Origin of the sequence: Paenibacillus sp. YN15, assembly GCF_003285005.1 — a bacterium.
GTDB lineage: Bacteria > Bacillota > Bacilli > Paenibacillales > NBRC-103111 > Paenibacillus_AR.
The window spans coordinates 124,607-138,109 of record NZ_QMFA01000011.1 but is presented as its reverse complement, the minus strand read 5'-3'; the positions used below and the strand labels follow the sequence as shown (position 1 = coordinate 138,109).

Sequence of the window (13,503 nt, the reverse complement as noted above, 5' to 3'; positions counted from 1 at the left end):
TAATCCCGCGGCGGCTTTGACGGCAACAAGGAGGGAAAACCGATGTGTGTGGGCGTACCTGCGCAAATTGTGGAAATCGACGGCTATGCCGCCATTGTGGATTGTATGGGAACCCGGATGAAGGTGGGGATTATATTCGTGCCGGAGGTTGCCCTTGGGGAGTTTGTCATCGTTCATGCCGGGCAGGCCATGAGCATCATTGACCGTCAGGCGGCGGAGGAAAGCCTGGAGGAATGGAGGCGGATCATGCATGAGCGAGATGCGGAAGGTTCTTCCAGGTGAACCGGAGCTGGGCCATTCGGGCGGCGGAACGGCTGTGGGGCGTCGGAGACCGCCCGGCGGCAGTCTGCACGAAGGGCTGCTGCAAGGGATCTTGGGCCTGGCGGACGGCTTCGCCGCCAAACATGGCCGCCAGCCGGTAATCATGGAGGTTTGCGGCTCCCATACCATGGCCCTGGCCCGGTCGGGCCTGCGCAAAAGCCTCCAGGGTCATGTCCGGCTCCTGTCCGGTCCCGGCTGCCCCGTATGCGTAACGGATCAATCGGATATTGACGCCATGATTGCCTTAGCCCGCGAGGACAACCGGACGGTTTGCACCTTTGGCGACATGATGCGGGTTCCGGGCACAAGCGGCACCCTTCTCCAGGCCAGGGCCCAGGGAAGGGATGTGCGGGTGGTCTACGCCCCTATGGATGCGGTGGAGCTGGCCGCCGCCCATCCCGAACGGCAGGTGGTGTTTCTCGGCATCGGCTTTGAAACCACCCTTCCCGTGCTGGGAGCGGCCCTGATGGAGGCGGAAAAACGGAGCTTGACCAACTTCAGCATGAGGCTTTCGGCCAAACGGGTGGAGCCGGTACTGCGGCATCTGCTGCACCTGCAGGAGGTGCAATTGGACGGATTTTTACTTCCCGGCCATGTGGCGATGGTGACAGGAAGCCGCGCCTTTGCTTTTCTGGCGGAGGAGTACGGCCTTCCCGGGGTGATCAGCGGCTTCGAGCCGTTGGAGCTGGCCAGCGGCATTCACCGGCTGCTGGAGCTGGTTGCAGACGGCCAAGCCGTCATCCGGAACGACTATGCCTCCGTTGTGTCGCCTGACGGCAATCCGGCAGCCTTGGCCGTGATGGACCGGTATTTCCGGCCCTGCGAAGCCAGGTGGCGGGGAATCGGAGCGATTCCCGACAGCGGCATGGCTATCCGGTCTGAGTTTGCCGCTTTGGACGCCGCCGAGCGCTTCCCGGCGACCGCTGCACCCCTGCCCAAACCGACCGGCTGCCGCTGCGGGGACGTGATTCGCGGACTGATTCCGCCTTCGCGCTGCGGCCTGTTCGGCAGAAGCTGCACGCCGTATCAGCCGGCCGGTCCCTGCATGGTATCGGCGGAAGGCGCTTGCGCTGCGGAATATGCATACAGCCGGGAGGGATAAGCATGATGGAAACGGAACTGATCAACATGAGCCACGGGGATGGAGGAGAAGCCGCCCATCGGCTGCTTTCTCAAGTGATTCTTCCGGCGCTGACCGGGGCTGAAAGCCGGGAGCCTTTGGGCGACGCAGCGCTGCTGCCTGCTCCGGCGGCGGGGAAGCTGGCTGTGACCACAGACAGCTTTGTGATCAAGCCGCTGTTTTTTCCCGGCGGGGATATCGGCAAGCTGGCAGTGGCGGGAACAGTCAATGATTTGGCGGTCAGCGGCGCGGTGCCCTTGTATTTGACCGTATCCTTTATCTTAGAAGAAGGGCTGCCTGTGGCAAGCCTGCAGACCATCTGCAGGTCCATGGCCAAGGAGGCTGCCGTCTCCGGCATCAGGCTGGTGGCGGGAGATACCAAGGTGGTGGGAAAAGGCGACTGCGACGGTTTGTTTATCAACACGACGGGCATCGGCGTGGTGGAGCCGGGAGCGGAGCTCCAGCCGCAGCTCATCGAGCCGGGAGACGCCGTGCTGGTTACCGGGGCCATCGGGGATCACGGCATCGCCATTCTGACGGCCAGGGAGGAGCTGGGGCTTATGTCGGAGATTCCCTCCGACTGCGCGACGCTTTTCCCCATGCTGCACAAGGCCAGACAGGTCTCGGGGAATATCCGCATTATCCGCGATCCTACCCGGGGCGGGCTGGCTACGGCGCTGGCGGAAATCTGCGAGGACTACGGGCTGACGGTGGAGCTGGAGGAGGATTTGCTTCCTGTGAGGCCGGAGGTAGAGGGGGCCTGCGAGCTGATGGGCTTTGACCCTCTGTATTTGGCCAACGAAGGCAAAGCGGTGATGATCCTGCCCGCCCGGGACGCGGAAGGGGTGCTGGATGCGCTGCGGCATTTTTCCGAAGGGAGGGATGCCCGTATTGTCGGATTTGTCACCAACAGGGAAAAGGGCCAACTGCTCATCCGGACCCCCTTTGGCTCCACAAGGCGGCTGTACCGGCTGGCAGGAAGCATGCTTCCCCGCATCTGTTAAGAGCCGTCCGTTTTTACAACAATGAAGATTGTTTAAAAATCATTATGCGTTAAAAAAGAATATCTCAAAGTAATTGTTCAATATTACGACACATCTTTATTATCAAAATTTGAACATTTCATTTTTGGTATTGTGACCCATTTCACATGGTGTTAATATTGTCACATAGGGAAAGCAACCTATTCAAAGGGAGAGATCAGATATGATCGTCAAATTTTTGCGGGAAAATGTGTATGCAGCCGGAGCATTACTGCTGATCAGACTGTACATCGGCTGGGATTGGATGCATCATGGCTGGGATAAGATCACCGGCGGCTCCTTCGACGCATCGGGCTTCCTGAAGAATGCTATCGCCAAGCCGGTCCTCGAAACCGGAACACAAACTAAGCTGTATCCTACTTACGTGGCATTCCTTGATAACTTCGCATTGCCGAATGCAGGACTCTTCAAGATCCTGATTCCGTGGGGGGAATTCCTGGTAGGTCTTGGCCTGATTCTGGGCTGTCTCACCACCGCAGCGGCTTTCTTCGGCGTACTGATGAACTTCATGTTCCTCTTGGCCGGCACTGTTTCCTCCAACCCTTGGCTGATTCTCTGGGGCGTCATCATCATGGTAGCCGGAGCAAATGCCGGCAAGTTCGGCGCTGACTACTACGTTCTGCCCTATGTGAGAAAGTTCCTGCGCCTGAAGCCCGGCCCCGGCTATAAACAACATACGAATGCGTAACCGGGTGCCATCCCGGAGCCAATAAATCCAAAAGAGCCTCCCGCTTGAACGGCGGAAGGCTCTTTTCCTTTTGCTCCCGTAGCTGCCCTCTCCCGTGTTCGCCTTCCAACGGACATCTTGGGGATCGGGGAGAAGGAATGATAGCGGGCAGCAAATGTCTGCTATTTGGGAAAAGGGGCTGGGGCGGGGGCAGCAGGCACAGTTTTTTTCGAGCCCGTGTTCACGTATACTAGGAGAATAGGTATTTGTAACGTCTAAAGGCAAAGGATGATGAAAGATGGAGGCAAAACCGGCCGGACAGGCCCGTATTCTGGTCATTGCCGCCGTAGAGGCGGAGCGCCAGGCCATTCTGCGGGGCCTGGACGGCGATCCCCGCTTCGATGTTGTAGCGCCGGGGGCGGGTGTGGGCATGGCAGCGGCTGCAGCGGGAGCCGCATTGGCCTCCGGCGCATATCGGCTTGCGGTCAGCGCCGGAATCGGAGGCGGCTTCGCCGGGCGGGCGCCCGTGGGCAGCCTGGTTATCGCCGACGCCATCATTGCCGCCGATCTGGGGGCGGAAACGCGGGAGGGGTTTCAGACCGCCCACGAATTGGGCTTCGGCGGCAACCTGCACCCGGCCCACCAGCCCCTGGCTGCAAGGCTCACGGCAGTGCTGGCGGAGCGGTTTCCCGCCCGCACGGTGCTGACCGGGCCGGTGCTGACGGTGTCCACCGCCACAGGCACCGCCGCCACCGCAGAAGCATGGCGGCGCAGGCATCCCGAAGCCGCCGCCGAAGCCATGGAGGGCTTCGGCGTAGCCTGTGCGGCCAGCCTGTGCGGGCTGCCCTGCATGGAGGTGCGGGGCATCTCCAATGCGGTGGGCCCCCGGGACCGGGCTGCCTGGCGCATCGGGGAAGCCTTGCAGGCGCTGGAGGAAGCCTTCAGCGTGCTTAAGGATGTGCTGGAGGAGTAAAGGTAGGATGGAAGAAAAGAAGCAACGGCAACAAGAGCAGGATTTTAAGCTACACCCATTCTGGAGGTGCAACACAAATGAACATAGCATTTTCACCATGTCCAAACGATACCTTCGTCTTTCATGCCTGGGCCCACGGGCTGGTGCCGGGCGCTCCGGAGCTTCATGTGACCTATGCGGATATTGATGTGACCAACGGGCTGGCCGCCAGAGGCGAAGGCCCCGAGGTGCTGAAGATTTCCTATGCCGCCCTTCCGTGGGTGTTGGACCGGTATCATCTGTTGCCCTGCGGTGGAGCCCTGGGACGCGGCTGCGGCCCTCTGGTGCTGACGGCGGACCCGGCAACGGCTTCGCGCGGCCCGTCCGTGCTGTCCGGCAAGAAGGTAGCCGTTCCCAGCGAGCGCTCCACCGCTTATCTGCTGTTCCGCCTGTGGGCGGCCAAGCATGTGCCGGGAGGCATCGGCGAGGTAGTGGTGATGCCGTTTCACCACATTATGCCCGCTGTCCAAAAAGGGGAGATCGATGCCGGGCTGGTCATCCATGAAGCCCGCTTCACCTATCCCAGCTATGGGCTGACCATGCTGGCGGATATGGGGGCCTGGTGGGAGGAGGACACCGGCCTGCCGATCCCGCTGGGGGCGATTATCGCCCGCAAGGACCTGGACCCCGTGCAGGTAGCGGGCTCGGTGCGCGCCTCCGTGGAGTATGCCTGGGCCAACCCGCAGGCTTCCCGGGCCTACGTGCTGGAGCATGCCCAGGAGATGTCGCCCCAGGTGGCGGATGCCCATATCGGTCTGTACGTCAACGAGTTTACAGGCAGCCTGGGAGAGCAGGGCTATGGAGCGGTGCGGGCCTTGCTGACCAGGGCCGCCGAAGAAGGGCTTGTTCCCGCCGTGGAGCCCGGAAGCCTGGAGCATCCCGGTTTTTCATAAGCTGCGGATTCATGTATAATATAGACAGATTAAGCCCTCAGTGAACAGGAGCAGTGGCAATGGATTATTTCAGGAGTTTATTTTCAAATCCGACAATGAAACGCTTTTCTATTCTGGGATTGATCTGCATTCTCTTGTACTTTATGAGGGATATGCTGAATCTGGTGCTGCTGGTGTTTTTATTCACCTTCATCATGAACAGCCTGCAGTCCCATATTACCGCATGGCTGAACCGGTTTTTCAAGGTGCCGTACCATGTGGTGGTCATTCTGCTCTATCTGGGAGTGGTGGGTCTGGTTACCCTGGGGATTGTTATGTATTCCCCCAAAATCGTATCCCAGATCAGGCAGCTGTCCGACTATCTGATCAAGATCGCCGGCAATCCCCCCGGCAACAACACGGTTTCCCAATATATTGCGGATGCTTTGAAGCAAATGAATTTTCAGTCCTATCTCCAGCACGGCTTTGATTACATCCTGATTATCAGCAACTGGGGTACGACCTTTTTGATGGCGCTGATCCTAAGTCTCTTCTTCATTCTGGAGAAAAACCGGATCGTGAAATTCACCTCCAAGCTGCGCCACAGCAAAATCGGCTGGTTATACCAGGAGATGGAATATTTTGGCCGGAAATTCGTGCGTTCCTTCGGCAAGGTGATTGAAGCGCAGTTTATGATTGCCCTGTTCAATACCGCCTTTACCGTTGTGGGATTATCCTTGCTGGGCTTCCCGTACCTGTTTGCCCTGGGGATTATGGTGTTTGTGCTGAGTCTGATTCCGGTGGCGGGAGTGATGATCTCCCTGGTTCCCCTGGGAATTATCGGATATACCTTGGACGGCATTCTGATGGTGGTTTATGTCATCGTGATGATTACCGTCCTCCACTTCATCGAGGGTTATTTCCTGAATCCCAAGCTGATGTCCTCCAAAACCAACCTTCCCGTATTTTATACCTTCGTGATTCTGCTGTTCTCCGAGCATTATCTGGGGGTATGGGGCTTTATTATCGGTATCCCCATCTTTATCTTCATTCTCGATATTCTCGATGTGTCGGTGCTGGATGAACCCAAGGCCTGACCCTCTCCCAACGAACATGCAAAAAAACCGCTCTTCGGCAAACGCTGCCGCGGAGCGGTTTTCTTCGTTTTTCATTCCCCTAAAGCATGATCCCGCAGAGCGGGCTGGCCGGACCACATTTTGACGGAGGTCCATTCCCGGGGCTCATCCGACCAGAATTCGTCTCCCGCCGGAAGGCCCAGGGGCAGGAATACGGCTGTGCACAGGTACAAGCTGCCGGTGGAAATATACCGCTCCCCCACATCCGGCTGGCTTCCGGTGAAGCCGATGCGCAGCCAGCCTTCGTTGTCGAAGGTGCCCGGCACAGCCAGGGTCCGCCGGATCACGGCTGTCAGAGCGGAGCGCACCTGGGAGGGATATACCCCGGCGGGAAGGGTGTGCTGCAGCGCCATCTGGGAGAGATGCTGCATGGCCCCGAACCGGTAGGCCAAAGACCGGCCGATAGGGGGGAAGGTTCCGTCCGGAGCGATAAAACGCTCCAGAATCTCGCCGTAGCGCACAGCCCGCCGGAGAATGGCCGGGGTCATGGCTGCCCAGTCGGGAGAGGCGCTGCCAACGGAACGGATAATGTCCACCAGCATCGGCTGGATCACAAAGCTGTTGTAGTAATCCCAATGAAATTCCGGCCCGTCCCCGTACCCCCCGTCGCCGGCATACCATTGCTCATGCTGCCGGAGGGCATAGTCGATGCGCATGGGGTCCCAATCTGCGCCCATGTGCCGCAGCGCCGTTTCGATCATGGCCGCGAACAGCAGCCAATTGCAGAAGAAGGGCTTGCGGCTGCGGGTCTGCTTCAGGGCCGCCACCAGATTATTCCGGACGCGGCTGTCCAGCTTGTCCCACAGCTCCCCGGGAGCCCGGAGAATGGCATGGGCCAGGAAGGCCGCATCCACAATCGGCTGGTATTCGTAGCTGAAATTCATGTAATCCGGCGAGTCCGGGTCAGTGGCGGCATCAAGGCTTAAGCGGGCCAATTGGGCGAATTCCTGGCGCAGCCGCTCCTCCTCAGGATCTACAGCGGGCATCTCCAGCCAGGGGGCAAGGCCGGTCATGGTCCGGCCAAAGGCCTCCAGATGGGAAAAGCTGGGCCGGTCAAGCACCCCTTCTTCACATTCCACCGGCATGTACGCCTTCAGCTCCCGTTGAGCCAGCCGCTCCAATACCGGCCGGGCAATGCCCGTCAGCGATTCCACCCAATACTTGCGGTCTTCAAGGCCTGGTAACATTCCTTTTTCCTCCCTTGTAAGAAAACAAACCTCCACATGTTGCTTCCTCTAGTCTAGGAGTCTTGTCCGGCAGCGTCAAGGAAAACGTTCTTCCTCCGTCAAACCGGGCTGCCTGCTCTAGCCGATAAGAATATTGTCCTCCGGGTAGCCGATTTTGGATACCCGCTTCTTTTGGGACAGGGCGTAGGCCAAGGTCAGGGGACCCAGTCTTCCGGCGAACATGGTGATGGTTACGATCATCTTGCCTGCGGGAGAAAGCTCCGGCGTCAGCCCCATGGACATGCCGGTGGTGCTGAAGGCGGAAACCGATTCAAACAGAATCGAGAGAAACTGCTCATGCATCAGATCCTCGGTAATGGTCAAGGCCATGGTGACAATCAGCACCCCGGCTATGGCGCTCATGGTTACGGCCAGGGCACGCATCACCGTTTCCTGGTTGATCTTCCGGCCGAAGGCATGAATTTGGCCGCCGCCCCGGAAGGTATTGAAGGTAGCCAGCACCAGCACAATGAAGGTGTTGATCTTGATGCCGCCCCCCGTACCGCCGGATGCGGCGCCGATGAACATAAGAATGATGGTCAGAAACTGGGTGGCGGACAGCATTTGCCCGATTTCAATGGAGTTGAAGCCGGCGCTTCTCGGCGCGGACCCTTGGAAAAAGGCGGCCAACAGCCGTTCGGGCCAGCTCAAATTGCCGAAGGTGGCCGGATTCCAGCTTTCCAGCAGGAATACCAGCAGGAAGCCCAAAAGGGTCAGGATGGCCGAACCCAGCAGCACTACCTTGGAATGAAGGGAAAGCTTTCGCCAGGAGCGTTTGCGCAGCACCTCCACCACAACGATAAAGCCCAACCCGCCGGTGAGAAACAGCAGGGTAATGGTCAGGTTCACCACCGGATCGCCGATATGCCGGGAGAGGCTGTCGTGCCACAGGGAAAAACCGGCGTTGTTAAAGGCGGATACGGCATGGAAGATGCCGTAATAGAAAGCCCGGCCCCAGCCCAGCTCCCCTTGCCAGCGCAGGGCCAGAATAATGGCGGCTGCGGTCTCCAGGACGAAGGAAATGGCCACCATATGCAGGGAAAGCCGGACCAACCCCTGAACGGAGGTGGACTGGGTGGTCTGCTGGAGAATCAGCCGCTGCTTCAGACCGATTTTGCGGCCCAATATGATGGCCACCATCACGCCCATGGTCATAAAACCAAGACCGCCCACCTGAATCAGGAGCATGATGACAACCTCCCCCAGATGGGAAAAGGAGCTTCCCGTATCCATGACGATGAGGCCGTTTACGCATACGGCGGAGGTGGCGGTAAAAAAGGCGTTGAGGAATCCGACGGATTCCCCGTCTTCCGCTGCGTGGGGAAGGGAGAGCAAAACAGTGCCCGCCAGAATAAGGATAATAAAGATGGCTGTAACCAGCTGGGGCGGGCTGATTTTGTTTTTGACCTGGTTGAAGTAAATATCCAATTGCTCGTAGCTTCGTTTGACCGGATGTAACCGGCCGCTTATGCTTTTGATCACGACGCATATCTCCTTGATGGCGGCTTGTCTGCCGTTTTGCAAGCAGCGGAAAATAGCTGGAATTGGCCTCATCATAAGGGAAATCGGTGCTTTTGTCAAAATGGTGAAATTCCTGTGAAAGTTTCATTGCGCCTTCCTTGGGCTGACGTTTATAATGATGCTTAAGACGGCAAACTACAACAGAATAGGCGGATGATGGCAGCGGGAGAGATCGCCTGTAAGATGGAGAGGCGGCGCCGAAGGAGTAAGCCTGGCAGCAGGTGAATCTCTCAGGCAAAAGGACCTCTGCCGGACGCAACTCTGGAGAGCATCCCATGCGGCTTGTGCGTGTATGGGATCACCCAAGGGGAAACTTGACTCCGGAATAACCGGGTTCCTGGCCTATGGTATGGCAGGATGAAGGTTATGGTACATCCGGACGGCAGGCAAGGCAACTCTCAGGTACAAGGGACAGAGCGGAAGGCTACCGGATCTATTCGTGCACGCAACGGGTGGTTCCCTTTGAGGCCTTTTGCCTGTCCTTTTTATTGTTTTGTTTGAAAATTTGCGGCGAAAGAGGTGGCGGCATGGACGGGTTGAAGCGAACGCCCTTGTTCCCCTGCTACGGGGAAACGGAAGGAGCGCGCTGTATTGATTTCGGCGGCTGGGAGCTGCCGGTGCAGTTTTCCGGCATTCAGGCGGAGCATGAGGCGGTCCGCCGGCGGGCGGGGCTGTTCGATGTGTCCCATATGGGCGAGTTCCTGGTGACGGGACCGCAAGCCGAGCAGTTCCTTCAGCGGGTGACAGTCAATGATGTTTCCCGGCTGCTCCCGGGGCAAGCCCAATACACCCTCATGTGTTACCCCGAGGGCGGCGTGGTGGATGACCTGCTCATCTACCGGCTGGGGCAGGAGCGGTTTATGCTGGTGGTCAACGCCTCCAACATCGGCAAGGATTTCCAATGGCTGGAGAGCCATCTGCCTGATGCGGGGGATGCGGCGGTTCCCGCGGTGGAGCTGACAGATTGCTCTGACGCCACCGCCCTGCTGGCGCTTCAGGGGCCTGCGGCGGCGCGTATCCTTGCCCGGGTGACGGATGCCCCGGCAGGGGAGCTGGCGGCCTTCCACTTTGTGGAGGAGGCCCATGTTTGCGGCGTTCAGGCGCTGATCTCCCGCACCGGCTACACCGGGGAGGACGGCTTTGAGCTGTATCTGCGGGCGGAGGACGCCGCCGCTGTCTGGCGCGGCCTGCTGGCTGCGGGCAAGGATGACGGGCTGGTTCCCGTGGGCCTGGGGGCCAGGGATACGCTGCGTTTTGAGGCGCGGCTGCCCCTCTACGGCCAGGAGCTTTCCCGGGAGATTACCCCGTTGGAAGCGGGATTGGGTATTTTTGTCAAGCTGGACAAAGGGGATTTTATCGGCCGGGAGGCGCTGCTGAAGCAAAAGGAGGCGGGTCTGCCGCGGAAGCTTACAGGCATTGAGATGCTGGACAGAGGCATCCCCCGCAGCCATTATCCGGTTTATGCCGGACCGGACGGAGAGCAGATCGGTGAAGTCACCACCGGCACCCAATCGCCGACGCTGAAGCGCAATGTGGGCCTGGCCTTGCTGAAGCGGGAATACAGCGCCCCCGATACGGAGGTGTGGGTGGAAATCCGCGGCAAACGGCTTAAGGCCCAGGTAGTGAAAACGCCGTTCTACAAGAGAGGCGCGGCGGAATAGGAGATTTCAACCAGGAGACAGGAGGAAAGAGCCATATGAAGCATCGGTATTTGCCTATGACGCGGTCGGATGAGCAGGAAATGCTGGAGGTGATCGGCGCGCAGTCGGTGGCGGAGCTGTTCGCGGATATTCCCGACGAAGTGAAATATGCCGGCACCCTGCCCATGTCCGGGCCCTTAAGCGAGCCGGCATTAATGAAGCATCTGAAGGAGCTTGCGGGACGGAATGCGGACTTTGAACGCTATGCCTCCTTTTTGGGAGCAGGGCTGTATGACCATCAGGTGCCCGTGGTGATCCAGCATCTGATCTCCCGCTCCGAGTTTTATACGGCGTACACGCCGTACCAGCCGGAGATCAGCCAGGGGGAGCTGCAGGCGATTTTCGAGTTCCAATCCTATATTTGCGAGCTTACCGGGATGAAGGTGGCCAACGCCAGCATGTACGACGGGGCGACAGCCCTGGCCGAGGCGGCGGCGCTGGCGGCGGGAGCGGTGAAACGGCGGAAGATCGTGGTAACCCGGACTGTCCATCCCGAAGCCCGGGAGATTGTCCGCACCACAGCCCGCGGCCTTGATCTGGAGGTGGTGGAGGCAGACTTCAAGGACGGGGTCACCGATCTGGAAAAGCTGGCTGCCGCCATTGACGGAGACACGGCCGCCGTTCTGGTGCAGACCCCCAATTTCCTCGGCCATCTGGAGGATATTCCCGCCATTGAAGCGCTGATCCATCAGGCCAAGGGGCTCCTGGTCATGAGCGTGAACCCCTTGTCCCTGGGCCTTCTGGAATCCCCCGGCAAGCTGGGGGCGGATGTTGTAGTAGGCGATGCCCAGCCTTTGGGAATCCCCGCCTCCTTTGGCGGTCCCACCTGCGGCTTCTTCGCGGTAACGGAGGCCTTGATGCGCCGGATGCCCGGCCGGATCGTGGGCCAGACCGTGGACAAGGACGGCAAGCGCGGCTTCGTGCTGACGCTTCAGGCCCGGGAGCAGCATATCCGCCGGGAGAAGGCCACCTCCAATATTTGCTCCAACCAGGCGCTTTTGGCGCTGTGCGCATCGGTTTATATGTCCGTCATGGGCAAAGAGGGCTTCCGCGAGGCGGCGCTGCTGAATTACCGCAAAGCGCGGTATGCGGCCGGGCTGGCGGCGGCTTCCGGGGACTCCCGGGTGCAGCTTGCTTTTGCGGCCCCCTTCTTTAATGAGTTCTCCCTCCGGCTGCCGGAGGGTGCAGACATTCAAGCGGTGAATGCCAAGCTTCTGGAGAAGGGCTTCCTGGGCGGCTATGATCTGGGGCTGGCTTATCCCGAGCTGGTCGGCCATATGCTGGTAGCCGTGACGGAGCAGCGGACCAAGGATGAAATTGACGCATTCATGCGGGAACTGGAGGCTTGTCTATGAAACCGGAAAAAGCGCTGATCTTTGAATTGAGCAAGCCGGGCAGAACCGCCTATTCCCTGCCGGAGTGCGACGTGCCGGAGGCTGATCCGGCGGAGGCGATTCCCGGCAGCCTGCTGCGTACCGCTCCCGCCGCCTTGCCGGAGCTGTCCGAGGTGGATGTGGTCCGCCATTATACGGAGCTGTCCCGGCGGAATTTCGGTGTGGACAACGGATTTTACCCGTTGGGCTCCTGCACCATGAAATATAACCCCAAGCTGAACGAGGACGCCGCCCGGCTTCCCGGCTTTGCCCGGATTCATCCGTACCAGCCGGAGGCGTCGGTGCAGGGCGCGCTGGAGCTGCTGTACACGCTGCAGCAGGACCTGGCCGCGCTCACAGGCATGGACGCGGTAACCCTGCAGCCGGCCGCCGGCGCCCATGGCGAATGGACCGGGCTGATGCTCATCCGCGCCTACCATGAGAGCCGGGGCGAACGGCGCACTAAGGTGCTGGTGCCGGACTCGTCCCACGGCACCAATCCCGCCAGCGCCACCGCCGCTGGCTTCGAGACCCTGACCATCCCCTCCGATGCAGGCGGGATGGTGGATTTGGCGGCGCTGCAGGCCGCGGTTGGCCCGGACACCGCCGCGCTGATGCTGACCAACCCCAGCACCCTGGGGCTGTTCGAGCGCAACATTGCGGAGATTGCCGGGATTGTTCACGAGGCCGGAGGCCTGCTCTATTATGACGGCGCCAACTCCAACGCCATTATGGGGATTACCCGGCCGGGGGACATGGGTTTCGATGTGGTCCATCTCAATTTGCACAAAACCATGAGCACTCCCCACGGCGGCGGAGGACCGGGCGCAGGGCCGGTGGGGGTAAAGGAGAAGCTGATTCCCTTCCTGCCGAAGCCTGTGGTGGGCCGCCGGGAGGAGGATGGCGCATACTTCTGGGATTGGCACCGTCCCGACTCCATCGGACGGGTGAAATCCTATTACGGCAACTTCGGGATTCTGGTTCGGGCGTATGCCTACATCCGCTCTTACGGCCCGGAGGGGCTGAAGCGGGTGTCCGAATGCGCGGTGCTGAACGCCAACTATATGCGCAAGCGGCTGGAGCCTTACTTCTATGTGCCGTACCCCGGCGTGTGCAAGCATGAATTTGTCCTCTCCGGCAAAAATCTGAAGCAGTACGGGGTTCGTACGCTGGATGTGGCCAAACGGCTGCTGGATTTCGGCTATCATCCGCCCACGATTTATTTTCCGCTGAATGTGGAGGAGTGCATCATGATCGAGCCCACGGAGACGGAGAGCAAGGAGGCGCTGGACGGGTTTATCGACACGATGATCCAGATTGTGGAGGAGGCGGCCCGGGACCCGGAGCTGGTGAAAAACGCCCCTTACGAAACGGTAGTCAAGCGTCTGGATGAAACGGCGGCGGCCCGGAAGCCGGTGCTTAACTGCAGCTGCGGATGACGCCGCGGTCAGCAGGGAATTTCATATCCGGCGGCGAAGAGAATATATAAGGTAAGGCGAAATGAGGAGGCGC

At 59.6% G+C, this 13,503-nt stretch carries 12 protein-coding genes and 1 riboswitch; of the genes, 10 read left to right on the top strand and 2 right to left on the bottom strand.

Annotated elements, in window-relative coordinates:
* Positions 1–42: 42 nt before the first annotated feature.
* The 7 genes from DQG13_RS11745 to DQG13_RS11715 all read left to right on the top strand — a co-directional run bounded on the left by DQG13_RS11745 (position 43) and on the right by DQG13_RS11715 (position 6,132).
* Entirely contained in the window at positions 43–282 is a 240-nt protein-coding gene (locus DQG13_RS11745) for a HypC/HybG/HupF family hydrogenase formation chaperone (RefSeq protein ID WP_113019943.1), read from the top strand.
* The gene (hypD, locus tag DQG13_RS11740) at positions 251–1,423 is read left to right on the top strand and encodes a hydrogenase formation protein HypD (protein ID WP_258525635.1); all 1,173 of its coding nucleotides are present in this window, start codon (positions 251–253) and stop codon (positions 1,421–1,423) included. Before DQG13_RS11745 ends, hypD begins: the two co-directional genes overlap by 32 nt.
* 5 nt (positions 1,424–1,428) lie before the next feature.
* Complete coding sequence (gene hypE, locus DQG13_RS11735; RefSeq protein ID WP_113019977.1) at positions 1,429–2,445, top strand: hydrogenase expression/formation protein HypE; 1,017 nt, start codon at positions 1,429–1,431, stop codon at positions 2,443–2,445.
* 202 nt (positions 2,446–2,647) lie between these two features.
* Positions 2,648–3,172, top strand: coding sequence for a DoxX family protein (locus DQG13_RS11730; protein ID WP_113019942.1), 525 nt, complete (start codon positions 2,648–2,650; stop codon positions 3,170–3,172).
* 277 nt (positions 3,173–3,449) lie between these two features.
* The gene (locus DQG13_RS11725) at positions 3,450–4,124 is read left to right on the top strand and encodes a futalosine hydrolase (RefSeq protein WP_113019941.1); all 675 of its coding nucleotides are present in this window, start codon (positions 3,450–3,452) and stop codon (positions 4,122–4,124) included.
* 77 nt (positions 4,125–4,201) lie between these two features.
* On the top strand, positions 4,202–5,056 hold the full coding sequence (locus DQG13_RS11720) for a 1,4-dihydroxy-6-naphtoate synthase (protein WP_113019940.1): 855 nt from the start codon (positions 4,202–4,204) through the stop codon (positions 5,054–5,056).
* A 59-nt stretch (positions 5,057–5,115) separates the two neighbouring features.
* Positions 5,116–6,132 (top strand): AI-2E family transporter, encoded by a 1,017-nt coding sequence (locus tag DQG13_RS11715; RefSeq protein WP_113019939.1) that lies wholly within the window; start codon positions 5,116–5,118, stop codon positions 6,130–6,132.
* Between the two features lie 71 nt (positions 6,133–6,203).
* On the opposite strand, the gene DQG13_RS11710 is transcribed toward DQG13_RS11715, so the two are convergent.
* Entirely contained in the window at positions 6,204–7,358 is a 1,155-nt protein-coding gene (locus DQG13_RS11710; protein WP_113019938.1) for a DUF2264 domain-containing protein, read from the bottom strand.
* Between the two features lie 117 nt (positions 7,359–7,475).
* Positions 7,476–8,879, bottom strand: a complete 1,404-nt coding sequence (locus tag DQG13_RS11705) for a TrkH family potassium uptake protein (RefSeq protein WP_258525634.1) — start codon at positions 8,877–8,879, stop codon at positions 7,476–7,478.
* A 192-nt stretch (positions 8,880–9,071) separates the two neighbouring features.
* Positions 9,072–9,174, top strand: a riboswitch (glycine riboswitch).
* A 271-nt stretch (positions 9,175–9,445) separates the two neighbouring features.
* Here DQG13_RS11705 and gcvT point away from each other — a divergent pair.
* Genes gcvT through gcvPB form a run of 3 tightly spaced genes read left to right on the top strand, consistent with a single transcriptional unit; the run spans position 9,446 to position 13,430 of the window.
* Positions 9,446–10,579 carry a glycine cleavage system aminomethyltransferase GcvT gene (gene gcvT / locus DQG13_RS11700; protein ID WP_113019937.1) on the top strand — a complete coding sequence of 378 codons (1,134 nt, stop codon included), beginning with the start codon at positions 9,446–9,448 and terminating at the stop codon, positions 10,577–10,579.
* Between the two features lie 35 nt (positions 10,580–10,614).
* A complete protein-coding gene (gene gcvPA / locus DQG13_RS11695) occupies positions 10,615–11,973 on the top strand; it encodes an aminomethyl-transferring glycine dehydrogenase subunit GcvPA (protein WP_113019936.1) in 1,359 nt (452 codons plus the stop codon).
* Positions 11,970–13,430 (top strand): aminomethyl-transferring glycine dehydrogenase subunit GcvPB, encoded by a 1,461-nt coding sequence (gene gcvPB, locus DQG13_RS11690; RefSeq protein ID WP_113019935.1) that lies wholly within the window; start codon positions 11,970–11,972, stop codon positions 13,428–13,430. The genes gcvPA and gcvPB overlap by 4 nt, the downstream gene beginning before the upstream one ends.
* Positions 13,431–13,503 lie beyond the last annotated feature (73 nt).